A 23,276-nucleotide genomic window follows, 5' to 3' on the forward strand; every position below is an offset into this window, starting at 1 on the left:
GTTCCCGACCGACGGACGCTACTTCTCGTAGTGATAGCGGCAGGCGGCGATCATGACGAGATCGTCGGTGACGTGGTAGACGAGCCGGTGCTCTGAGGTGATACGCCGGGACCAGTAGCCAGACCATTCATACTTCAGCGGTTCCGGCTTGCCAATGCCTTCGTTTTCGTTCCGGGTTATGTCGGCGATCAACTGGTTGATCCTCTTGAGGATGCGCCGATCTTCTCGCTGCCAGTAGCAGTAGTCCGCCCAGGCTAGCTCGGCGAAGAGAATCTTCACGGAGTGAGGTCCCCATCGACTAGTTCACGGACAGTGCCGCCGCCGGCCTCCAGACTGGCGATCGCCTCCGACAGTCGTCTGCGGTTCTCGGGGGAGGCCATCAGGTAGAGCGTCTCGCGCATCGACTCATACTCGCGCTGAGACACCATGACCACGCCTTCCCCGCCTGGGCGCGTGATGAGGACCTCTTCCTGGTCGTCGATGACGGCATCGAGAGTAGCCGCATAGTTAGCTCGCGATTCGGACATGGTCATCACCTTCATATCGACAGTGTACATGATGATGTACACCCCTTCCTGAAGAGAGGGCCGCCAAAGACGCTCAATAGTGACCACTCGACTACGTGGAGTGATGAGACGACTTTACCCTGTCTTTGCCGAGGCCGCCGCCGTCCATGGAAGGTCGGCCGTCATGCGGTCGTCCAGCGGGAGCCGTCGGGGGTGTCCTCGATCGTGACGCCGCCGCGGGTCAACGCCGCGCGCAGGGCGTCGGCGACGTCGTAGCAGCCCTGGCCGCGCAGCTCGGCCCGGAGCGCGAGCAGCGGCTCGACCAGGGACGGGAGGGCCTGGGAGCGCTGGGCGGCGGTCGCGGCGAGCTCGCCGAGGCGGGCGATCAGCAGCCGCATCAGCTCTCTGGCCTGCTCGACCCCGCCGGAGTCCTCCTCCGTGTCGGCGGCCCACTTGACCATCTCCGCCTCCAGGTCGAGCACGGCCTGCGCCGCCGCCACCAGGTCGGGGCGGTCGGCGGCGGCCTTGAACAGCTCTTCGCAGGACTGGATCGACTCCTCCAGCGTCACCTCGGCGGGCAGACTCTCCGGCTCGGGCAGGGCCGGGACGGGGCCGCCCGCGCCGCCCTCGGCCAGGCGGCGCAGCTCGGCCAGGTCGAGGCGGGTGCCGCTGGGCAGGACCGTCTGCGCGCCGGGGCGGCGCACGGTCAGGCCGCCCCGGCCCGCGATGCGTACGGACTCGCTCTCCAGATCGATGACCAGCGCCGTGTGCTCGTCGAGACCGAGCACGGCGGTGCCGGGCGGCAGCTCGCGCTCCATGCGTGAGAGCCGGCGCTCGCCCAGGTAGCAGTAGCGGGTGTCGTGGGTGCCGCCCTCGGCGTTGTCGTAGTGGGGGATGAGCACGGCCTGCAGCCCCAGCGGCTCCAGCAGGTCGACGCCCTCGCGCCAGTGGGGCTCGGCGCCCACCTTGTAGATCTCGTAGACCGGCACCGTGGCCAGGCCCGCCGTGCAGGCCGCCGCCGAGGCCAGCACGGTCACCCCCTCGCGGGCCCTGACCCTGGCCCGCAGGTCGCCGGCCACGCCGGAGCCGGCCCACCGGTCGAGGGCGTAGGTGGGGCTGCCGGGGCCGGAGAACACCCAGTCGGCGCCGGTGATCGCGGGCGCCACCTCGACGTCCAGGCCGACGCTGCGGGCGAAATATTGGCAGGCGCGGGCGGAGATGTCGGCGCGGTTTTCCTGGAAGGCGTAGGGAGTGTCGAGCAGCACGGCCCGCGCCCCCGCGCGCAGGGTCCGCGCCGCGGCGCGGTGGATCTCGACCATGGTCGGGCTCGTCTCGCCCGACCCCATCAGCACCAGCAAACCGGGCATGGCTGTCGGCCTCTCTCTCGCACGCCATCGACTACAACCCGGCTCACCGCGCTGGTGCAAGAGCGAGGACGATATGCCTATGGAACGCACCTGCACATGATGGGCAGTAAGTTAGGGGTGGTGACGGGAAGACACGTGATCTCGGTTGAGACGCTCATGCTACGGGTGGGCACCGACAGTCGCTGGGCCTATCGGCATGCCCTTACCCGGCCGCTACGTGGGGAGAGCCCCGACGAGACGGCGCGCCGGCTGAGCGGGGTCGCGCCCGGCGACCCGGACACGGTGTTGCATTCCACCAGCTGGCGCTACGAACCGGACGGGAAGATCGTCCTGACGTACGCGGTCTGCCCCGATCCGTCGCCCTGGCTGCCCGCGACCGAGGTGCCGGTGCTGGAGATCACCAGGGGGCAGGCGCCGGCGATGCCGTCACCGCAGAGCGTCACCCTGGCCAACGTGGTCGCGCACGCGGTCAGGCACCTGGCCTTCCTGCTCGCCGAGGACCCCGTCGTCGCCCGCGCCCTGTCCCGCCACCCGCGCGTCGGCGCCGCCCTGGGGCCGGTCACGGTATCGGCGTGAGATCCGCCGGCCGAGGTCCTGCATCGGCCGCTCGACGTACCGGTAGGTCAGCGCGCTGACGCCGACGAGCAGCGCCAGGGCCAGGGCGGTCATGGCCACCTGGTACGGCGCCTCCGCCCGCCGCAGATCGCCGCTGACCTGCACGAAGTACTTCAGCACCGGATGGTGCACCAGGTAGAGCGAGTAGCTGATCAGCCCGAACCAGACCAGCACCCGGGGCAGCCGCCTGCCGCGCAGCGCCATCCCGCCCGCGAACGTGGCCCCGGCCAGCGCGATCGTGGTGAACCACACGTCGGCCTGCACCCACCACCAGCCGCTCTCGATGGCCCACAGCGGCGCGATGCCGACCAGGACCGCGGTGACCGCCACCGGCCACAGCCGGCCGGTGCCGCGCTCCCACCGGTGCACGGCCGTACCCGCGAACATCACCGCCAGCACCGCCGCGCCCAGCCACGGCACCCGGCTGCTCATCAGCAGCAGCACCACCGCCATGACGCCCAGCACGCAGGCCGAGGCGGTACGGAGCCGGCCCGCCACCACGCCCGTCAGCCCGACGACGAACACCGCGCACGACACGTACGCCGGCCACGCCCCCTTCAGCACCGCCCCCGACACGATCAGCCCGACCACGACCGCGGCCACCGCGAAGAGCATCGACAGCAGCCCGCTGCGATCGTGCCCGCGGGTCAGGAACAGCGCCGTGACCAGCAGGTAGAACACCATCTCGTACGAGAGCGTCCACATCGTGTCGGCCACCCCGCCCACGCTGACGACGTCGAGCAGCATGGTCGCGTGCGCCGCCACCGCGCTCCCGTCACGGGGGACGGCCTCCCGCACCGGCACCCACCAGGACAGGGCCAGCACCGCGACGATGACGCCGAGGTAGAGGGGGTAGAGGCGGAAGAAGCGGCTGATCCAGAAGGCGCGTACGTCGCCGTGGCGTTCCAGGGACGTGGGGATGATGTAGCCGCTGACCAGGAAGAACACCAGGATGCCGTAGACGCCCAGGTTGAACCAGTAGGGCCGCAGGCCGGGCAGGAACCAGGGCAGGAGGTGCTCGGCCACCACCGCCAGGGCGCCGATGCCGCGCAGGGCGTCCAGCCAGGCGAGCCTCGGGCCGGCGGCCGGGGCTTTAGCGGCGGCCGCAGCCTGTTCAGCAACCGAGGTCTGTTCAGCGACCGGAGCCTGTCCGGTGACCGGGGCCTGCCCGGTTACCGGGGCCTGTCCGGTTACCGGGGTCTGGGCGGCGGCCGGGGTCTGGGCGGCGGCTGACGCGGAGGCCGGGGCAGGGGCGGACGCCGGTGCCGAAGCTGCGGCGGGAGCGCGGGAAGGGGTGGCGTCGGGGTGCGGGGCGGCTGCGGACACCCGGCCCAACCTACCCGTTACGGGGTGAGTGATGCTGGGGTCTTTCCGTGGCCGGCGCCGCCGGATCCGGCCAGCGACCGGCTACGGGGTGTGGTGGTCGGCCAGGGGGGCGTGGTGGTCGGCGCCGTCAGGACCGTCCGGGTCGGTGTGCACCGTGGCGGCCCGCAGGCGCGGCAGGTCGTGGATGAGCCGGTGCTCGGCCCGTACCGCCACCTCGTGCGCGCGTACGACCGACATGTCGTGATCGACGAGGATCTCCACCTCGGCGTGCAGCGCGTGCCCGATCCACCGCAGCCGCACCGACTCCACCCGCCGCACGCCCTCCACTCCGGCCAGGACGTCTTCCGCCGCGTCCACCAGGGCGGGGTCGACGGCGTCCATGAGCCGGTGGTAGATCTCGCGCGCCGCGTCGCGCAGGACGTAGCAGATGGCGATCGTGATGAGCAGCCCCACGACGGGGTCGGCGAGCGGGAAGCCGAGCGCGGCGCCGCCCGCGCCCAGCAGGACGGCCAGCGAGGTGAAGCCGTCGGTCCTGGCGTGCAGGCCGTCGGCGACCAGCGCGGCCGAGCCGATCTCCCGGCCCACCTTGATGCGGTAGCGGGCCACCCACTCGTTCCCGGCGAACCCGATCACCGCCGCCGCGGCCACCCACCCCACGGCCCTGATCTCCTGGGGGTCCAGCAGCCGCAGGACGGCCTCGTACCCGGCCAGGGCCGCGGAGGCGGTGATGAGCAGCACGATGATGATGCCCGCCAGGTCCTCCGCCCGGCCGTAGCCGTAGGTGTAGCGGCGGGTGGCGGCGCGGCGGCCGAGCGAGAACGCGATGGCCAGCGGCACGGCGGTGAGCGCGTCGGCCAGGTTGTGCAGGGTGTCGCCGAGCAGCGCGACCGAGCCGGAGGCGACGACGATGACCGCCTGGACGGCGGCGGTGACCATGAGGACGGCGAACGAGATGGCCAGCACCCGCATGCCGCGGCTGCTGGACTCCAGTGCGGTGTCCGTCTTGCCGGCGGAGTCGTGGCTGTGCGGGGTCACGGCGTGCGCGACCCACCCCAGCACCGCCTTGATCCCCCGCCTCCGCTGATGACCGTGACCGTGGCCGTGCTCGGGGTCGTGGTCATGGTCATGGTCGTGGTCGGGAACGGGGTCGTGGTCATGGTCATGGTCGTGGTCGGGAACGGGGTCGTGGTCATGGTCATGGTCGTGGTCGGGAACGGGGTCGTGGTCTTGGTGGTGCGCCGACGGGCCGGTGTTCGGCTGGTCACCCATGGCATCCCCCGATCACGCACGTCATCCCTTCGAGCAGGATAAGGCCCCCCCTACCAGCCCACCTTCCCCTTGCCGGAGATCAGCGCGCGGGCGATGACCAGGCGCTGGACGTCGTTGGTGCCCTCGCCGATCGCCATCAGCGGCGCGTCCCGGTAGAGCCGTTCGACGACGAACTCCTGCGAGTACCCGTACCCGCCGTGGATCCGCATCGCCTCCAGCGACGCCTTGAGCGCCACCTCGGAGGCGAAGTACTTGGCCATGCCCGCCTCCATGTCCACCCGCTTGCCGCCGTCGGCCTGGGAGGCGGCCCAGTACGTGAGCAGCCGGGCGGCCTGGATCTCGGTGGCCAGGTCGGCGAGCTTGAGCTGGACGGCCTGGAAGTCGGAGATCGGCTGCCCGAAGGCGGTGCGCTCGCGCGAGTAGGCCAGCGCGGCGTCGTACGCGGCCTGGGCCACGCCGACGGCGCGGGCGGCGATGTTGATCCGCCCGATCTCCAGCCCGCCGAGCACCTGCTGCATGCCCCGCCCCTCGACGCCGCCGAGCAGGCACGAGACCGGCACGCGTACCTCGTCGAGCACCACCTCGCACGTCTCGGTGCCCTTGTAGCCGAGCTTGGGCAGGTCGCGGCTGACGCCGAAGCCGGCGGACGAGGGGTCGACGAGCAGCACCGACATGCCCTTGTGCGCGGGTTCGGTGATGGAGGTCTTGACCAGCACGGGCAGCGGGTCGGCGTGGCGGGCGTTGGTGATCCACGTCTTGGTGCCGGTGACGACGTAGTGGTCGCCGTCGCGTACCGCTCTGGTCTGGATCCCCTGCAGGTCGGTGCCCGCGCCGGGCTCGGTCAGCGCGATCCCGGTACGGCGGGCGCCGCTCGCCAGGTCGGCGAGGTGCAGCCGCTTCTGCTCCTCGGTGCCGTGGCGGGCGATCATCCAGCAGGCCAGCGAGTGGGAGCCGATGGTGCCGGCCACGCCCATCCAGCCGCGCGCGATCTCCTCGAAGACCAGCGCGAACGAGACCATGTCGGCCGCCATGCCGCCGTACTCCTCCGGCACGGACAGCCCGAACAGTCCCATCCGCTTCATCTTGTCGACGATCTCGGTGGGATAGCGGCCGGAATGCTCCCACTCGGTGGCCACCGGCAGGATCTCCTTGTCCACGAACGTGCGCAGGGTCTCGCGGAACGCCTTCTGCTCGTCGGTCAGCTCGAAGTCCATGTGCCTCTTCTCAGAGCGGGCCGGTCTTGGCCTGGGGGAAGTAGCCCTTGTCGTGCGGGGCGTCGCGTTTGTAGACCATGACGGTCCGCGTCCACGACATGACCTCGTCGCCGTCCTGGTTGAGCCCGCGCGTGTAGCAGGTGACGATCCCGGCGTACGGGCGCGACTTCGACTCCCGCTTGCCGGTCACCTTGGACTCGGCGTAGAGGGTGTCGCCCACGAAGACGGGGTGGGTGAGCTTGATGCCGTCCCAGCCCAGGTTCATGATCGCGGTCTGGCTGACGTCGATGACCGACAGGCCGAGCACGATGGCCACGCTCAGCCCGGAGTTCACGATGATCTTTCCGGTGGGGGCCTTGGCGGCGAAGTGGGCGTTGAAGTGGTTCTGGTTGGTGTTCATGGTCAGCAGCGTGAACCAGGTGTTGTCCGACTCGCCGATCGTCCGCCCCATGGGGTGCTGGTAGACGTCACCTATGGTGAAGTCCTCGTAGTAGCGGCCGATGCTGGGCTCGTGGACGGTCACGTGCGGCTCCTGTTCACCGACGATCAGACCGTTCACGTTAGTGACCAGATGATTGTTCGGTCAATCACCCGCGCGGGCCCCGAGCACCCGCGCGCCGTGAGCGCCTACGCGCGGCCCGCGAGCTTGGCCACCACGTCCACGATGCGGGCGGCGCGCTCCACCTCGGCGCGGTGGAACACCGGCCCGTCGGCGCGGGCGACCACCACGTGCAGCCCGGCCGTGACGACGGGCAGCAGCAGCAACTGCATCTCCTTGGCGTCCACGGTGATGGCCCGCGGCGGCTGCTGGGGCAGCTCGAACTCGGCGGGCGCGGCCATGGAGGCATGCTGGACGGCGCCGTCGGCCACCGCCAGCGACCATTCGGCGCCGCAGAGGCCCGGCAGCGCGTCCACCAGGGTGGCGTAACCCCTGGCGGGTTCGGCGGCGACGTGCATGAGCAGGTCGTAGTCGGGCGCCGAGCCGGGCATCTCCCTGGTGGGCCAGACCCCCTCGACGCGTACGCCCGGCATGGCGGACATCCGGTCGCGTACCTCGGCCGCGCTCACCTGTCCCGGCCAGGAGACGGTGAAGTCGTCCACGGCCCGGCCGGCCTCGCGTTCCAGGACGGTGACCTGGAGGATGTCCGCCCCCAGCGCGCCCAGCGCCTTCGCGACCTGACCGAGACCGCCCGGCCGGTCCGGCAACGACACCCTCAGCCGCAGCAGCATTGCCGCCTCCCTTCCGAAGGCTCCCACATTGCCGCGCAAAGGTTTCCAGGATGTTCCATGCATATGTCGCACATGCTGCGCTTATATCCCAGGATGACGTGTTAAGTCCGGATTGTCGATAAAGGGCGGTTGCGGTTTTCGCAGGCCAGCGGGTGGTCATCGCCCATGCCCAGCCCTCCCACCGACCACCCCGGCCGGCCGCGCCGTGTGACGCGGGTCTCCGGGCCGCGGAGTTGCGTTGGAAAATCCAACCCACCTAGAGTGGGTTTGGTTTTCCAACTGACAAGGAGGCCGCGATGCGCGACGCCGTGATCGTGGAGGCCGTACGCACCCCGATCGGCAAGGGCAAACCCGGCGGCGCCCTGGCCGGGGTGCACCCGGTGGACCTGCTCGCCCATGCCCTGAGCGCCCTGGTCGAGCGCGCCGGGATCGATCCGTCCCTGGTGGACGACGTGATCGGCGGCTCCGTCGACCAGGTGGGCGAGCAGGCCATGAACACCACCCGCAACGCCTGGCTGGCCGCCGGGCTGCCGGAGTCCGTGCCCGCGGTCACCGTGGACCGCCAGTGCGGCTCGTCCCAGCAGGCCGTGCACTTCGCCGCCCAGGGGGTGATGTCCGGCGCGTACGACCTGGTCGTGGCCTGCGGGGTGGAGTCGATGAGCCGTGTCCCCATGTGGTCGAACGTGCCTCCTGGGGCCGACCCGTTCGGCGCCGCTCTGGCCGCCCGCTACCCCGGGGGCCTGGTGCCGCAGGGCATCAGCGCCGAGCTGATCGCCGCCAAGTGGTCGCTCGGCCGCGAGCGGCTCGACGCGTTCTCGGCCCGTTCGCACGCCAGGGCCGCCGCCGCCTCGTTCTCCGCCGAGCTCGCCCCGCTGGCGGGCCTCGACCGGGACGAGTCGGTACGCCCCTCCACCACGGAGGAGATCCTGGCCGGTCTGAAGCCCGCGTTCGCCGACCCCGGCTACGCCGAGCGGTTCCCGCAGATCGACTGGTCGGTCACCGCGGGCAACTCCAGCCCGATCAACGACGGGGCGGCGGCCGTGCTCGTCACCACCTCGGAGACGGCGGCCCGCCTCGGCCTCAAGCCGCTGGCCCGGCTGCACAGCTTCGCCGTCACCGGGTCCGACCCGATCCTCATGCTCACCGGCGTGATCCCGGCGACGGAGAAGGTCCTGCGCCGGGCGGGGCTGCGGCTGGCCGACATCGACCTGTTCGAGGTCAACGAGGCGTTCGCGAGCGTCGTCCTGGCCTGGGAGCAGGAGACCGGCGCGGACCCGGCCAAGGTCAACGTCAAGGGCGGCGCCATCGCCCTCGGCCACCCTCTGGGCGCCAGCGGCGCCCGCATCACCACCACTCTCGTCCACGCCATGCAAGAGCACGGCGCCCGTTACGCACTGCAGACCATGTGCGAGGCGGGCGGCCTGGCCAACGCCCTCATATTGGAGCGAACCTCATGAAGATCTCCGGCAGTGTCGCCCTCGTCACCGGCGCGAACCGCGGCCTCGGCGCCGTCTTCGCCCGCGCCCTCCTGGACCGCGGGGCCCGCACGGTCTACGCCGCCGCCAGGAACCCGGACTCGATCACCGGCCAGGGCCTGACCCCGATCGCGCTCGACGTCACCGACCCCGCCTCCGTGGCGGCCGCCGCCGAACGCTGCGCCGACGTCGACCTCCTGATCAACAACGCGGGCGTGGCCATCAGCGGCCCCGGACTGGAGTCGGCCCGCACGGAGATGGAGGTCAACTACTTCGGCCCGCTCGCCATGAGCCGGGCCTTCGCCCCCGTGCTGGCCGGCAACGGCGGCGGCGCGCTGGTGAACATCCTGTCGGTGCTGTCGTGGGTGACGTTCCCGCGGCCGAAGACGTACGCGGCGTCGAAGGCGGCGGCGTGGTCGCTGACGAACGCGCTGCGGCTGGAGCTGCGCGAGCAGGGCACTCACGTGCTCGGGGTGCACGCCGGCTACATCGACACCGACATGGCCGCCGACATCACCGGCCCCAAGATCAGCCCGGAGGACGTGGTGGTCCAGGCGCTCGACGGGCTGGAGGCGGGCGCGTACGAGGTGCTCGCCGACGACGTCAGCCGCAACGTCAGGGCCGGTCTGTCGGGCGGCCTGGAGCTGCTGTATCCGGAGCTCGTCACGCCCTCTCAGGACGTCTCCGCCTGATCAGGTCGCTGAACGGGCCCGCCTGATCCGCTGTGTCCTCCCGGCGGATCAGGTGTACGGCGAGCAGGGTCAGCCAGGTCCAGCCGGTCACGATGAGCACCCGCTGCAGCAGGCCCGCGTTGGCGGCGTCGTCCGTGAACGCCTGCCCGTACACCGGGAAGAGGACGAGCGTCGCCACCGCCGTGACCGCCGAGTAGAGCCGCCACCGGCCCCTGAGCCGGATCGCGACCGCCACGCACGCGACGGGCAGCCCGAAGAAGACCGGCAGGGACGCCAGGTCGTGCGCGGTGTGGTGCCAGCTGCCGGTCAAGACGACCCCTTCCGGGGCTCCGGGCGGATAACCCTGCATCGGGTCCATCACGAACACGCCCGCGCCGATCAGGCCCGCGCCGATCAGCCCGATCGGCACGGCCGCCCACCACGACGCCAGGCTGCGGCGCACACCCGCCGCGAAGGCCGTGATGAGCAGGCCGCTGACGACGAAGTTGGCGATCTGGATCCAGCCGCGCTCGCCGAGGCTGAGCTGGCTGCCCGAGTGGTAGAAGGGGTTGTAGCCGGGACGCAGGGCCCCCTCGACGAGCAGCACGATCACGAAGAGCGGCGCGCCCGCCGCACCGCAGAACAGCAGCCTTCTGGTGGTCATCGAACCTCTCCTGCGTCTCGGACGGATCGGGCGGGGATGGTGGCCGGCGGTTGTCAGTCCAGCGGAGCCGATCGGGGTCGCGCACTGGCCGGACGGACACGATCACTGGCCGATCGGCCAGTGATCGGCGGGTGTGTGCTCGATTAGGCTCCCCGGCATGACGGTCGTGCCCCGCTGGCTGCTGCCGGCCCAGCTCGCGGCGCTCGACGGCCGGCCCGCCGGGCGCCGTACGGCCCGCGACTGGGCGGCCGACGCGGGGCTGTTCGCGTTCGCGGTGATCATGGCGATCGAGCAGGCCGCCGCCTATCCGCCGCCCGGCGCCGAGTTCGTGCCCGGCTGGCTCGTCGCGATCAACCCCTGGGTGGCGGGGCCCGCCTGCCTGGCCCTGTGGTGGCGGCGGCGCTTCCCCCTGGTGCTGGGCGTCGTAATGGTGGTCGCGCTGTCCTTCTCGGCCTCTTCGGTGGGCGCGGCGATGGTGGCGGGCCTCACCGTGGCGGTACACCGGCCGTGGGGCCGGGCGGCGGCGGTCTCCGGCTCGTACCTGGTGATCTGTGGTTATTACGGCCTTTTCGCCGAACCGCCTGGGGTGGAGCGGCCGGTGCTGATCGCCTCACTGCTGATCATGTTCGGCGGGCCCCTCTGCCTGGGCATGGCGGTCCGCGCCCGCCGCCTCCTGCTCCTCGGCCTGCGACGGGAGGCCGAGGTACGCTCCCGCGAACACCGCCTGGAGCTGGCGGAGGCGCAACGAGCGGAACGCGAACGCCGCCTGGAGCTGGCGGAGGCGCAGCGGGCCGAGCGGGAGCACCGGCTCGCGCTCCGGGAGGCGCGCCGGGCCGAGCGGGAGCGGCTGGCCCGGGAGATGCACGACGTGCTGGCCCACCGGGTGTCGCTGCTGAGCGTGCACGCGGGCGCGCTGGCCTACCGCACGTCGCAGGCCGCGGCCGGGACGGGCCCGCCGGTGGACGCCTCCGAGGTGGGCGGGGCGGCGCGGGTCATCCAGGACAACGCCCGGCTGGCCCTGGACGAGTTGCGCGACGTCCTGGCGGTCCTGCGCGACGGCGAGCCCGCCGCCACCCGGCCCCAGCCCGGCCTGGCCGACCTGCCCCGCCTCGTCGCGGAGGCCGAGGCGGCGGGCCAGCGGGTCCACTACTCGGTCGGGGACGAGGTGGCGAGGCCGGGTGGAGCGGGCCCGGGTGGGTCGGTGCGGGCGCAGGTGCAGCGCACCGCGTACCGGACCGTTCAGGAAGGGCTGACGAACGCGCGCAGGCACGCGCCCGGGGCACCGGTGCGGGTGCGGATCGAGGGCAGCCCCGGCGCCGACCTGGTCGTCACCGTGGACAACCCCGCCGCCGGGGCGGGTGGCGTGCGGGCAGAGGGGGGCGGGGCAGGCAGAGGGCTGGTCGGGCTCGGTGAGCGGGTGGCGCTCGACGGTGGCAGGCTGGAGCATGGAGTACGCGACGGCGTGTTCGTGCTGTCGGCCCGCCTGCCGTGGCAGGTGTGACGAGCCGTTGGAGGCCCGATGGACGAGCCGCCGATCCGGGTCCTGCTGGTGGACGATGATCCGCTGGTGTGCGCCGGGCTGCGGATGATGTTACGTGGCGCCCCCGACGTGGACGTGGTCGGGGAGGCGGCCGACGGGGCCGACGTGCCGGGGGCGGTCGAGCGGCTGGCCCCCGACGTGGTGCTGATGGACATCCGCATGCCGTACGTGGACGGCATCGCCGCCACCCGGGCCCTGGCCGCCCGTACGGGCCGCGCCCCGCGGGTGATCGTGCTGACGACGTTCGACACGGAGGCGACGGTGATCGAGGCGCTGCGGGCGGGCGCGTCGGGATTCCTGGTCAAGCACACGCCGCCCGAGCAGATCGTCGAGGCCGTCCGCCGTGCCGCCGCGGGTGAGCCCGTCCTGTCGCCCGGGGTGGCCCGTACGCTGATCGCGCACGTGACCGGCGGCGCGGATCGCCGCACCATGAAGGCTCGCGACCATCTGGCCCGGCTCACCGGGCGGGAGCGCGAGGTCGCGCTGGCCGTGGCCGAGGGGGCCGGCAACGCCGAGATCGCCGCGCGCCTGCACCTGTCGGTCGGAGCGGTCAAGGCGCACATCTCCAGCGCGCTCACCAAGCTCGGGCTGACCAACCGCACCCAGCTCGCGGTGCTGGCCCACGACGCCCGCGACACCCACGACCTCGGCCCCTGACCGGCCGCCCGGGTCAGCCCGTGGCTTCCCAGACGGCTTCGAAGGCCTCGCGGGGGATCTCGGTCAGTTCCCAGATCTCCAGCGGCTGGTCGGTGAGGAAGCCGGCCTCGTCCTGGAGGTGCCGCCACCAGTAGCGGCGGGCGGTCCGGTCGGCGCCGACCTCGACCTGGCGCACCGCCCACTGCTCGCCGTCGCCCTCGACGCTCTCGAACAGCCAGGCGCGGCCGTCCTCGTCGCCCATGTGCCAGTAGCGACGCGGGTTGTCGGACTCGGCGAGCTGCCGCACGAGCGGCTGGCGAAGATCTGGAACCACGGGGCCCCACTCTAGAACGTCAGGAGCGGGGCTCAGCGCTGGTAGGCACCGGCGTCGGGTGCGGCGGGCAGGGCCTTGCCCTTGACGTCCTCGCCGAACGCCTTGCCGCCGTACCACCTCGGGGTGAGCACCAGGCCGCGGCCGAGCGCCGGGGAGCCGGGGCGCAGGCGCAGGTCGGTGCGGGAGACGAACTTCGGGTCGGCCATGACCGACTTCGGCCCGAGCTTGAACCGGGCGGAGCGGCCCTTGTAGACGCCGCCGTCCTCGTCGGCGCCCGAGCCGTCCTCCCAGCCGGCCTCCCCGCCGACCGCGATCACGTTGTTGCGCAGCTTGAGTATCGACGGTGAGCAGCCGTCGTGGCAGGACCAGCCGATGGTGTCCCTGGCGGGCAGGTAGACCGAGTTGTGCACGGCGACCGTGCCCTTGACCGGGCCGACGACGTGGCGGGGGCCGCGGGTGATGAGGAAGGAGCCGCGGCTGCGGGAGGAGGTGACGACGTTGAAGGCGAAGACGTTGCCGGTGGCGGTCTTGCCCTTCTGGGCGCCGAGTTCGGTGAAGGTCTCGTTGTTCCTCGCGACGTTGTGGGTGACGCGGTTGCGGTCGCCGTTGTAGATCTCGACGGCGGCCCCGTCGGTGCCGTAGTCCTTGCTCTTGGCGAAGCTGCCGGTGATGGTGTTGCCGGTCACCACGTTGTCGTCGCCGTTGAGCAGCACGCCGAAGGCGCCGGAGTCGTTGTCGCCGCCCTCGTCGTTGACGCTCATCCGGTTGTTGTCGGTCAGGACGCTGTCGCGGATGGTGTTGCGCGATCCGGACGCCGGGACGTAGACGCCGGTGACGTTGTGGTCGGCCTGCACGCCGATCAGCTCGTTGGAGTCGCCGCCGATGGCGAAGCCGGCCCAGCGGCAGCGGGAGGCGCGCAGGCCGCTGATCCGCCAATAATCGCCCTTGACGCTGACGCAGTCGGCCTCGTCGCCGGTGATGGTGGCCAGGGCGCCCTTGCCGTACGACTTGACGGTGATGGGCTTGGCCGCGGTGCCGCTGGCCTCCAGCGTGAGCGGCCCGGTGAACTTGCCGCCGCGCTTGAACAGGACGGTGTCGCCGGGCTTGAGCTCGGCCGCGTCGACCTTCTCCAGCGACTTCCAGGCGGCCGCGGCGCTGGTGCCGGCCGCGCCGTCGTTCCCCGCCCGCGAGTCGACGTAGTACGTGGTGCCCGCCTGTGCTGCGAGGGCCGCGGACGGTACGGCAGGCAGGAGCGAGGCCATCACGGCTACGGACAGCAACCTCATAACAGGCACACCACTATCTAGTTGGGGGACACGGAGGATCAGCAGGGGCCACCGTAGCGTGATGGGCGTGGCAGGCGCCACAGACGTTACGAAGGTGTTCACTTGGCATGACGCCGCCGTTAGAGACGGTGGGAGCCCTTGTGGACCCGGGGGCGGGAGGGTGGTTCCGCCGGTACACGGTGTGCATGATGCACACACTCTCCGTGAACATGACGAGCGCGCAGGCGAAAGCCGTGGAAGAACTTGCGCAAGAACGTCGTCACCGAGCGCTCATCTGACCTGCTCAGCTTCCCGGCCGGCCCCCGAGGGCAGATCTGCAACTTTCCGCAACTTACACTTGACCGCTCGCGGGTGATCGCGACATCGTTGACCAGAAAATCCCCCGGCATCCGGGTCATCCCAGAAGAAGGACAATCATGCTCGGCACTGACGACTGGTGGCGTGACGCCGTCGTGTACCAGGTCTACCCCCGCAGCTTCGCCGACTCCGACGGCGACGGCATGGGAGATCTGGCCGGCGTGCGCGAGCGCCTGGGATACCTGTCGGAGCTGGGCGTGGACGCCATCTGGCTGAGCCCCTTCTACACCTCCCCCATGGCCGACGGCGGCTACGACGTGGCCGACTACCGCGACGTGGACCCCATGTTCGGCGCGCTCGCCGACTTCGACGCGCTGGTCGCCGACGCCCACGGCCGGGGCATCAGGGTCATCGTGGACCTGGTGCCCAACCACTCCTCCGACCAGCACCCCTGGTTCAAGCAGGGGCTGCGCGAGCGGTACATGTTCCGCGACCGGCCCAACGACTGGGAGTCGATCTTCGGCGGCCCGGCGTGGACGCAGGTCGAGGACGGCTCGTGGTACCTGCACCTGTTCGCTCCCGAGCAGCCGGACCTCAACTGGGACAACCCGGACGTGCGAGCCGAGTTCCGCGACATCCTGCGCTTCTGGCTGGACCGGGGCGTGGACGGCTTCCGCATCGACGTGGCGCACGGCATGATCAAGGCCGAAGGGCTGCCCGACGTGGGGCAGAAGGACGGGCCGCAGGCCGAGATGCTGGGTGACGAGCAGGTGCCCTACTTCGACCAGGACGGCGTGCACGACATCTACCGCGAGTGGCGGCCGATCCTCGACTCCTACCCCGGCGGGCGGATGGCGGTGGCCGAGGCGTGGGTGTCCTCACCCGAGCGGCTGGCCCGTTACGTGGGGCCCGACGAGTTGCACCAGGCGTTCAACTTCGAGTTCATGATGGCGGACTTCCACGCGAAGTCGTTCCGTACCGTCATCGAGAAGTCGCTGAAGGAGGCCGATCTGGTCGGCGCGCCCACCACGTGGGTGCTGTCCAACCACGACAAGCCGCGGCACGTCACCCGCCACGGCGGGCTCGCCCGCGCCCGGGCGGCGACGCTGCTCATGCTGGCCCTGCCCGGCTCGGCCTACCTCTACAACGGCGAGGAGCTGGGCCTGCCGGAGGTGCTCGACCTGCCGGACGAGCTGCGCCAGGACCCGGCGTTCCTGCGGCGCGGCGAGAGCCGCGACGGCTGCCGGGTGCCGATCCCGTGGACCTCCTCGGGCGACCTGGGCTGGCGCGAGCCGTGGCTGCCGATCCCGGCGGAGTGGGCGGCGCTGTCGGCCGAGGCGCAGGAGGACGACCCCGCCTCGACGCTGAACCTCTACCGGGCCGCGCTGAAGCTGCGCAAGGCGCATCCCGCGCTCGGCGGCGGCACGCTGACGTGGCTGGACTCCCCCAAGGACGTGCTGGTCATCGAGCGCGATCCGGGGCTGGTCGTGGCGCTCAACACGGGCGAGACGCCGGTACGGCTCGACGTGCGGGGCGAGGTGCTGCTGTCCAGCGGCCCGCTCGCCGCCGACGGGATGCTCCCGCCGGACACGACGGTCTGGCTCCAGCGCTGACGGTTACGCTCCGAAGCCGACGTCTCACTCCGGCGCGGACGGTTGGTGCAATCTTTCCCTTTTCACGGCAAATGCCCGACATAGCGGAGTAATCACTCTCGGTAGCCTCGGGGGATGGCACCCTGGTGGGCCAGGTCCCTGCGCGCACGCGTCACCCTCATCGCGACGGCCGTAGCCGCCCTCGTGCTCATTCCCGTGGGCATCGTCGGCGTCGTCGCGGCCCGGTCCATGGTCACCGCCAGCGTGTTCGGCCAGACCAGGGACGCCGCCGAGCGGGTCGCGTTCGAGATGCGCGGCGGCAGCCTGCCCACGGGCGCCGCCATCCCCGTGCCCATCCCGTCCGTCGACCTGATCCAGGTGGTCGGGCCTGGAGGGCGCCTGATGGCCAGCAGCGACGCGGCCAGGAACCTGCCGCCGCTCAGCGACGTGCGCCCCACCGCCGAGAACCGGATCGTCAACACCACCACCTGCCTGCCGACGGAGTGCGTGCACCTGACGGCGGTGCGGGTGAGCCTCTTCGACGACTCCCCCGTCGTCTACGCCGGCCGCAGCACCCCCGAGGTGCTGTCGACCCGGATCCTCGAGGTCGTCGTGTTCGGGGAGGTCGCCCTGCTCGTCGCGCTGGCCGGATGGGCGACGTGGCTGGTCACCGGCAGGGCGTTGCGGCCGGTGGCGACCATGCGGACCGAGCTGGACGCCGTGCACGCCGGAGACCTCAGCCACCGCGTGATCGAGCCGCCGGGCGACGACGAGGTGGCCCAGCTCGCCCGCTCCATCAACGGGACGCTGGCCCGCCTGGAGCACTCGGCCGAGCAGCAGCGCCAGTTCGCCTCCGACGCCTCGCACGAGCTGCGCACCCCGATCGCCGGGCTGCGCGCCCAGCTGGAGAGCGCCCAGCTCTATCCGGACGACACCGACATCGAGGCGCTGGTGGACAGCGCGCTGCGCGACACCGACCGGTTGGAGGCCATCATCAGCGACCTGCTGCTGCTGGCCAGGATCGGCTCCCGGGTGGACGTGGTCAAGGAGCCCGTCGACCTGGCCGACCTGGTACGCCAGGAGCTGGCCGTGCGCAGCGACAAGCTGCCCGTCCAGACGGACCTGACCGAGGGGGTCATGGTCGAGGGTGTACGCCTCCAGCTCGCCAGGGTCCTGACGAACCTGCTGGACAACGCCCAGCGGCACGCCGAGCAGACCGTACGGGTGGAGGTGGGCCGCGAGCCGGGCCCGGGGGCGGGCACGGCCGTGCTGGCGGTCGAGAACGACGGCGTGGAGATCTCCGTGGGCGACCGCGAGCGCATCTTCGAACGCTTCACCCGCCTGGACGCCGCCCGCGACCGCGACTCGGGCGGCACGGGACTGGGCCTGGCCATCGCCAGGGACGTGGCGCTGGCCCATCGCGGCCAGATCTGCGTGGAGGACTGCGCGGGCGGCGCGAGGTTCGTGCTGCGGCTGCCGGCCGTGGACCGGCAGCCGCGTTAGACGGGCCCGGTACGGCTAGGCCGGCGACATCTCCTTCTCGGGCTCCCCGCGCGGACCTTCGGAGGCGGGCGTGTCACCGGGGTCGTCCAGCAGTGTGGCCTCGTCGAACGGCGCCTGCCCGGCCAGCACCCGTCCGGCGCGCTCGCGGTCGAACTCCCCGGTCCAGGTGCCGACGAGCACGGTGGCCACGGCGTTGCCGGCGAAGTTCGTCAGCGCCCTGGCCTCGGACATGAACCGGTCGATGCCCACGATGAGGCCCACGCCGTCCACCAGCTCGGGCCGGTGCGCCTGCAGGCCGCCGGCCAGCGTGGCCAGGCCCGCGCCGGTGACGCCGGCCGCGCCCTTGGAGGCGATCATCATGAACAGCAGCAGCGCCACCTGCTCCCCGAACTCCAGCGGCGAGCCGGTCGCCGAGGCGATGAACAGCGTGGCCATGGTCAGGTAGATCGCGGTGCCGTCGAGGTTGAAGGAGTAGCCGGTCGGCACCGTGATGCCGGCCACGGTCTTGCTCACGCCCAGGTGCTCCATCTTGGCGATGAGCCGGGGCAGGGCGGTCTCCGACGACGAGGTGGACAGGATCAGCAGGAACTCGCGGCCCAGGTAGCTGAGCAGCGACCACAGGTTGATCCGCGCGACGGCCCAGAGGAGCGCGCCCAGTACCACGCCGACGAACAGCACGCAGGTGACGTAGAAGGCGATCATGATGATGGCCAGGCTCTTGAGCGCCTCGATGCCGGTGGCGCCCACGACGGCCGCGATCGCCCCGAACGCGCCCACCGGCGCGGCCCACATGATCATGGCGAGGACGCGGAACACGAGCCGCTGGAAGTGCTCGATCCCGCGCAGGATCGGCGCGCCCTTGGGTCCCATGGCCTGCAGCGCGAACCCGGTCAGCAGCGCGACCAGCAACGCCTGCAGCACGGAGCCGTCGGTCAGCGCCGACACGACCGTCTTGGGGATGACGCCGAGCAGGAAGTCGACCGTGCTCGCCTCCGCGCCCTTGGCCGCCTCGGCCTCGGCCGCCTGCCTGGCGGTGTCGGTGATCTGCAGGCCGGAGCCGGGATCGATGACGTTGCCCACGGCCAGGCCGATGACCAGCGCTACCGTGGACATGACGATGAAGTAGCCGAGGGCGAGGCCGCCGACCTTGCCGACCTGGGCGGCCTGGCGCACCGAGCCGATGCCGAGCACGATGGTGCAGAAGATGATCGGGCCGATCACCATCTGGATCAGGGCCACGAATCCGGTGCCGAGGGGTTTGAGCTCCTTGCCCACGTCCGGCCAGACGAAGCCGACCAGGATCCCGAGCAGGACCGCCACGATGACGGCCAGATAGAGATAACGAGTGCGATCGCGCATAGGGGGCTGCTCCGGCGTTTTGGAGGGACCTTCTTGATGTGCGAATATGCGCCTCACCAGTGATGCAGGTCACCATTGCGTAAGTTTCGTTCACGGGAGAGTGCTCAGATGCGGGGCTGGAGCCTGGCCGGGCAGATGCTGGTTCTGCAGCTGCTCGTGGTCGCCGTCACCGTGGCGGGCGGCGCGGTGCTCGTGCTGGTGCAGGCCAGGGAGGTGCTGACCGAAGACGCGGGCCGCACGGCGAGCGCCGTGGCGCTGAGCGTGGCGGTCTCGCCGGACGTGCTGGCCGCCCTGGACGAGCCGGACCCGAGCGTGCGGCTGCAGCCGTACGCCGAACGGGTGCGCCTGGCGACGGGCGTCGACTTCATCACCATCATGCGGCCGGACGGCACCCGCTACACCCACCCCAACCCGGCCGAGATCGGCAAGCGGTTCCTCGGGCACACCGGCCGGGCGCTGGCGGGCGAGACGTTCACCGAGACCTACACCGGCACGCTCGGCGCCTCCAGGAGGGCGGTGACGCCGGTCGTGTCGGACGGCCGGGTGCGGGCCCTGGTGAGCGCCGGCATCACGATCGATAGGATCAGCGCGAGGCTGCGCGACCAGCTCGCCTGGGGCGCGCTCGTCATCGCGCTCGCGCTGTCGCTGGGCGCGGCCAGCACCTGGCTGGTCACCGCGCGGCTGCGCCGCCAGACGCACGGGCTCGGGCCGATCGAGCTGGGCCGCATCCACGAGCACCACGACGCCGTCCTGCACGCCGTCAGGGAGGGCCTGCTGCTGGTCGGCAGGGACGGCACGCTGACGCTGTGCAACGACGCGGCCAGGCAGCTGCTCGGCCTGCCGGCCGACGCCGAGGGCCGGCACGTGGGCGAGATGGGGCTGGGCGAGCTGCTCACCGGCGCGGAGGAGCGGGTCCACCTGGTCGGTGACCGGGTGCTGGCCGTCAACAGCGCGGCCAGCCGGCTCGGGACGGTCGTCACCGTACGCGACCACACGGAGCTGCAGGCGCTGACCGGCCAGCTCGACGCCGAGCGCGGCTTCGCCGACTCGCTGCGCTCGGCCGCGCACGAGGCGGCCAACCGGCTGCACACGGTGATCACGCTGGTGGAGCTGGGCCGTACGGAGCAGGCGGTGGCGCTGGGCACGGCGGAGCTGCGGGCGGCGCAGGAGCTGACCGACCGGGTGGTGGGCTCGGTCCGCGAGCCGGTGCTGGCGGCGCTGCTGCTGGGCAAGAGCGCCGAGGCCGCCGAGCGCGGCGCCGAGCTGGTGATCAGCCAGGACAGCGAGCTGGACGACCCGGGCCTGGACCCGCGCGAGCTGGTGACGATCGTGGGCAACCTGATCGACAACGCGCTCGACGCGGCGGGCCGGGTCGAGGTGCGGCTGCGGGGCGGGGAGGAGGAGGTCGTGATCAGGGTGGCCGACGACGGGCCGGGACCGGCAGATCTGGCCGCGTTCGAGAAGGGCTGGACCACCAAGGGCGACGGGCACGGGCTCGGCCTGGCGCTGGTCGGGCAGGCGGTGCGGCGGCTGGGCGGCTCCATCGAGGTGGCCGGCTCCGCGTTCACGGTGCGGCTGCCGGTGCCATGACGATCTCCGTGCTGGTGGTCGATGACGAGGAGATCACCGCCGAGGCGAACCGCATCTACGTGCAGCGGGTGCCCGGGTTCGAGGTGGCCGGCGTGGTCAGGTCCGGCGGGGAGGCGCTGCGCTTCCTGCGCGGGCGGCCGGTGGACCTCATCCTGCTCGACCTCTACCTGCCCGACATGCACGGGCTGGAGGTGTGCCGGGCGGTGCGCGCGGGCGGCCTCATGTGCGACGTCATCGCGGTCACCTCCGCGCGCGACCTGGCCATGGTGCGCTCCGCGGTGTCGCTGGGGATCTCTCAATACCTGCTCAAGCCGTTCACGTACGCGACCCTCGCCGAGAAGCTGACCCGGTACGCCCGGTTCAAGCAGGAGGCGGGCGGCGGCGGCACCGCGGTCGGGCAGGGCGACGTGGACCGCGTCCTCGGCACGTTGCGCGGCTCGTCCGAGCTGCCCAAGGGCATGGCCCGCGACACTCTCGACAGCGTGGCCGCCCGGTTGCGCGAGCACCCCGGCGGGGCCGGCGCGCAGGCCGTGGCCGACGCGGTCGGAGTGTCCAGGGTGACGGCGCGGCGCTACCTGGAATACCTGGTGGAGCTGGGGGTGGCGGTCCGCATCCCGCAGTACGGCGGAGTGGGCCGGCCAGAGTTGCTCTACCGGATCCCCATGGAACGTTAATGACGGTGACGCCGGGCGTTCAATCCGGCCTTCTAGCTTCTGGGTGCGATCCGACGCACTGAGGAGACACCTTGCGAGTCCTTGCCGTAGTTCCCGCCCGCGGAGGTTCGGCGGGCGTACCCCTGAAGAACCTCGCCCTGGTCGGGGGCGTCCCGCTGGTCACCCGCGCGGTGCGGGCGTGCCGGCGCGCCGAGCTGATCGACCAGGTCGTGGTCAGCACCGACCACGACGGGATCGCCGCGACCGCCCGGGAGGCGGGCGCGGTGGTCGTGGAGCGGCCGGCGGAGCTGAGCGGCGCCACCGCCTCCAGCGAGTCCGCGCTGCTGCACGCGCTCGACGCGCTCGGCGAGGATCCGGAGGTCGTCGTGCTCGTGCAGTGCACCAGCGCGTTCATCGACCCGGCCGACCTGTCGGCGGCGGTGCGCAAGGTGCTCGACGGCGAGGCCGACTCGGTCGTGTCCGGGCTGCCCACGCACGAGTTCCTCTGGACGGCCGGAGGCGCGGGCGTCAACCACGACCCGGCCGTCCGGCCGCGCAGGCAGGATCGCGAGCCGGAGTTCCGCGAGAACGGCGCCTTCTACGTCATGCGCACCTCCGGCCTGCGCGAGCACGGGCACCGCTTCTTCGGCGCGGTCGCCGTGCAGCCCGTGCCCGCCCGGCACGGCATCGAGATCGACGATCCGGAGGACCTGGAGCTCGTCCGCGCGCTGGCCCCCTTCGTGGACGCGCCTGAGCCGATCGACGTGGACGCCGTCATCACCGACTTCGACGGGGTGCACACCGACGACCGCGCCTACGTCGACTCGGAGGGCCGCGAGATGGTGCTGGTCAGCCGCTCCGACGGGATGGGCGTGTCGCTGCTGCGGCGCTCCGGGGTGAAGGTGCTGGTCATGTCCACCGAGCAGAACCCGGTGGTGGCCGCCCGCGCCCGCAAGCTCGGCGTCCCCGTGCTGCAGGGGCTGGCCGACAAGCGCACCGTGCTGCGCGACTGGCTGACCATCGAGGGGCTCGACCCGGCCCGCGTGGCCTATGTCGGCAACGACGTCAACGACCTGGGCCCGATGGGCGAGGTCGGCTGGCCCGTCGCCACCCCCGACGCCCACCCGCGGGTGCGGGCCGCGGCCAGGGTGGTGCTGACCAGGCCGGGCGGCGACGGCGCGGTGCGCGAGCTGTGCGACCGCGTGGTGGCCGCCCGCCCCGAGCCGCCGGCCGCCGCGGCGCGGACCCGGCCGCGTCTCGGGCCCGTGGCGATCGGCGACGTACGGGTCGGCGACGGCGAGCCCGTCTACGTCATCGGCGAGATCGGCATCAACCACAACGGCGACGTCGAGCTGGCCAGGCGGCTGATCGACGTGGCGGCCGAGGCCGGCTGCCAGGCGGTCAAGTTCCAGAAGCGCACTCCCGCGATCTGCGTGCCCGAGGAGCAGAAGGGGCAGATCAGGCAGACGCCGTGGGGCGAGATGACGTACCTGGAGTACAAGGAGCGCACCGAGTTCGGGCGCGAGGAGTACGCCCAGATCGCCGAGCACTGCCGTGAGCGCGGGCTGCACTGGTTCGCCTCGCCGTGGGACGTGCCGTCGGTCGCGTTCCTGGAGGACATGGGCGTCCTGGTGCACAAGGTGGCCTCGGCCAGCGTGTCCGACCACGAGCTGCTGCGCGCCCTGGCCGCCACCGGCAAGCCGCTCATCCTGTCGACCGGCATGTCCACGCTCTCGGAGATCGACGCGGCGGTGGAGATCCTGGGCACCGACCGGCTGATCATGATGCACGCGACGTCCACGTACCCGCTGCCGCCCGAGGAGGCGAACCTGCGCACGATCACCACGCTCAAGGAGCGCTACGGCGTGCCGGTCGGCTACTCGGGGCACGAGCGCGGGCTGCAGATCTCCCTGGCGGCCGTCACGCTCGGCGCGGTCTGCGTGGAGCGGCACATCACCCTCGACCGCACCATGTGGGGCTCCGACCACGCCGCCTCGCTGGAGCCGTCGGGTCTCGAGCACCTGGTCCGTGACATCCGCATCATCGAGCAGGCCATGGGCGACGGCGTCAAGCGCGTCTTCCCCGGCGAGCAGGCCCCCAAGGCCCGCCTGCGCCGGGTGACCGTCTGATCCCCCGTCTCCAGGAGAAA

The 23,276-nt window shown here is 71.8% G+C and carries 22 protein-coding genes; 9 read left to right on the forward strand and 13 right to left on the reverse strand.

Annotated features, from left to right (window positions below; all coding sequences use genetic code 11):
• Window positions 1-18 precede the first annotated feature (18 nt).
• From B0I32_RS28500 to B0I32_RS28540, 9 genes are all read right to left on the reverse strand, one after another.
• Entirely contained in the window at window positions 19-279 is a 261-nt protein-coding gene (locus B0I32_RS28500) for a Txe/YoeB family addiction module toxin (protein ID WP_106245024.1), read from the reverse strand.
• Complete coding sequence (locus tag B0I32_RS28505; RefSeq protein ID WP_106245390.1) at window positions 276-542, reverse strand: type II toxin-antitoxin system Phd/YefM family antitoxin; 267 nt, start codon at window positions 540-542, stop codon at window positions 276-278. Before B0I32_RS28505 ends, B0I32_RS28500 begins: the two co-directional genes overlap by 4 nt.
• A gap of 146 nt (window positions 543-688) precedes the next feature.
• Window positions 689-1,873 (reverse strand): hypothetical protein, encoded by a 1,185-nt coding sequence (locus B0I32_RS28510; RefSeq protein WP_106245026.1) that lies wholly within the window; start codon window positions 1,871-1,873, stop codon window positions 689-691.
• 305 nt (window positions 1,874-2,178) lie between these two features.
• A complete protein-coding gene (locus B0I32_RS57920) occupies window positions 2,179-2,316 on the reverse strand; it encodes a hypothetical protein (RefSeq protein WP_181307880.1) in 138 nt (45 codons plus the stop codon).
• Window positions 2,300-3,814, reverse strand: coding sequence for an acyltransferase family protein (locus B0I32_RS28515; RefSeq protein WP_245956089.1), 1,515 nt, complete (start codon window positions 3,812-3,814; stop codon window positions 2,300-2,302). The genes B0I32_RS57920 and B0I32_RS28515 overlap by 17 nt, the downstream gene beginning before the upstream one ends.
• Before the next feature lie 81 nt (window positions 3,815-3,895).
• On the reverse strand, window positions 3,896-5,083 hold the full coding sequence (locus tag B0I32_RS28520; RefSeq protein WP_181307882.1) for a cation diffusion facilitator family transporter: 1,188 nt from the start codon (window positions 5,081-5,083) through the stop codon (window positions 3,896-3,898).
• A gap of 50 nt (window positions 5,084-5,133) precedes the next feature.
• Entirely contained in the window at window positions 5,134-6,297 is a 1,164-nt protein-coding gene (locus B0I32_RS28530; protein WP_106245029.1) for an acyl-CoA dehydrogenase family protein, read from the reverse strand.
• 10 nt (window positions 6,298-6,307) lie between these two features.
• A complete protein-coding gene (locus B0I32_RS28535) occupies window positions 6,308-6,856 on the reverse strand; it encodes a MaoC family dehydratase (RefSeq protein WP_245956090.1) in 549 nt (182 codons plus the stop codon).
• A 68-nt stretch (window positions 6,857-6,924) separates the two neighbouring features.
• A complete protein-coding gene (locus B0I32_RS28540) occupies window positions 6,925-7,527 on the reverse strand; it encodes an ACT domain-containing protein (protein WP_106245030.1) in 603 nt (200 codons plus the stop codon).
• A gap of 296 nt (window positions 7,528-7,823) precedes the next feature.
• On the opposite strand from B0I32_RS28540, the gene B0I32_RS28545 reads away from it, so the two are divergent.
• Together B0I32_RS28545 and B0I32_RS28550 are read left to right on the forward strand one after the other, a co-directional pair.
• Entirely contained in the window at window positions 7,824-8,984 is a 1,161-nt protein-coding gene (locus tag B0I32_RS28545; protein ID WP_106245032.1) for a thiolase family protein, read from the forward strand.
• A complete protein-coding gene (locus B0I32_RS28550; RefSeq protein ID WP_106245033.1) occupies window positions 8,981-9,694 on the forward strand; it encodes an SDR family oxidoreductase in 714 nt (237 codons plus the stop codon). The genes B0I32_RS28545 and B0I32_RS28550 overlap by 4 nt, the downstream gene beginning before the upstream one ends.
• Here B0I32_RS28550 and B0I32_RS28555 read toward each other — a convergent pair.
• Window positions 9,666-10,337, reverse strand: a complete 672-nt coding sequence (locus tag B0I32_RS28555; protein WP_106245035.1) for a DUF998 domain-containing protein — start codon at window positions 10,335-10,337, stop codon at window positions 9,666-9,668. The genes B0I32_RS28550 and B0I32_RS28555 overlap by 29 nt on opposite strands.
• Before the next feature lie 157 nt (window positions 10,338-10,494).
• On the opposite strand from B0I32_RS28555, the gene B0I32_RS28560 reads away from it, so the two are divergent.
• Both B0I32_RS28560 and B0I32_RS28565 read left to right on the forward strand, forming a co-directional pair.
• The gene (locus B0I32_RS28560) at window positions 10,495-11,838 is read left to right on the forward strand and encodes a sensor histidine kinase (RefSeq protein ID WP_106245037.1); all 1,344 of its coding nucleotides are present in this window, start codon (window positions 10,495-10,497) and stop codon (window positions 11,836-11,838) included.
• Window positions 11,839-11,856: 18 nt separating this feature from the next.
• Window positions 11,857-12,534 (forward strand): response regulator, encoded by a 678-nt coding sequence (locus B0I32_RS28565; RefSeq protein ID WP_106245038.1) that lies wholly within the window; start codon window positions 11,857-11,859, stop codon window positions 12,532-12,534.
• A gap of 13 nt (window positions 12,535-12,547) precedes the next feature.
• Here the strand turns inward: B0I32_RS28565 and B0I32_RS28570 are convergent, their stop codons facing one another.
• On the reverse strand, window positions 12,548-12,847 hold the full coding sequence (locus B0I32_RS28570) for a hypothetical protein (protein WP_146178346.1): 300 nt from the start codon (window positions 12,845-12,847) through the stop codon (window positions 12,548-12,550).
• 32 nt (window positions 12,848-12,879) lie between these two features.
• Entirely contained in the window at window positions 12,880-14,133 is a 1,254-nt protein-coding gene (locus B0I32_RS28575; RefSeq protein ID WP_245956091.1) for a right-handed parallel beta-helix repeat-containing protein, read from the reverse strand.
• A gap of 416 nt (window positions 14,134-14,549) precedes the next feature.
• Here B0I32_RS28575 and B0I32_RS28580 point away from each other — a divergent pair, with 416 nt between their 5' ends.
• Complete coding sequence (locus B0I32_RS28580) at window positions 14,550-16,043, forward strand: glycoside hydrolase family 13 protein (RefSeq protein WP_106245043.1); 1,494 nt, start codon at window positions 14,550-14,552, stop codon at window positions 16,041-16,043.
• Between the two features lie 114 nt (window positions 16,044-16,157).
• Window positions 16,158-17,525, forward strand: a complete 1,368-nt coding sequence (locus tag B0I32_RS28585) for a sensor histidine kinase (protein ID WP_106245044.1) — start codon at window positions 16,158-16,160, stop codon at window positions 17,523-17,525.
• Between the two features lie 15 nt (window positions 17,526-17,540).
• On the opposite strand, the gene B0I32_RS28590 is transcribed toward B0I32_RS28585, so the two are convergent.
• Complete coding sequence (locus tag B0I32_RS28590; protein ID WP_106245046.1) at window positions 17,541-18,884, reverse strand: cation:dicarboxylate symporter family transporter; 1,344 nt, start codon at window positions 18,882-18,884, stop codon at window positions 17,541-17,543.
• Between the two features lie 108 nt (window positions 18,885-18,992).
• On the opposite strand from B0I32_RS28590, the gene B0I32_RS28595 reads away from it, so the two are divergent.
• From B0I32_RS28595 to B0I32_RS28605, 3 genes are all read left to right on the forward strand, one after another.
• Window positions 18,993-20,474, forward strand: coding sequence for an ATP-binding protein (locus tag B0I32_RS28595; RefSeq protein ID WP_106245047.1), 1,482 nt, complete (start codon window positions 18,993-18,995; stop codon window positions 20,472-20,474).
• A complete protein-coding gene (locus B0I32_RS28600; protein WP_106245049.1) occupies window positions 20,471-21,148 on the forward strand; it encodes a response regulator in 678 nt (225 codons plus the stop codon). Before B0I32_RS28595 ends, B0I32_RS28600 begins: the two co-directional genes overlap by 4 nt.
• Window positions 21,149-21,219: 71 nt before the next feature.
• Window positions 21,220-23,256, forward strand: a complete 2,037-nt coding sequence (locus B0I32_RS28605) for an N-acetylneuraminate synthase family protein (RefSeq protein ID WP_106245051.1) — start codon at window positions 21,220-21,222, stop codon at window positions 23,254-23,256.
• The last annotated feature ends 20 nt before the right edge of the window (window positions 23,257-23,276 follow it).

It is taken from the genome of Nonomuraea fuscirosea (assembly GCF_003001935.1).
Lineage (GTDB): Bacteria > Actinomycetota > Actinomycetes > Streptosporangiales > Streptosporangiaceae > Nonomuraea > Nonomuraea fuscirosea.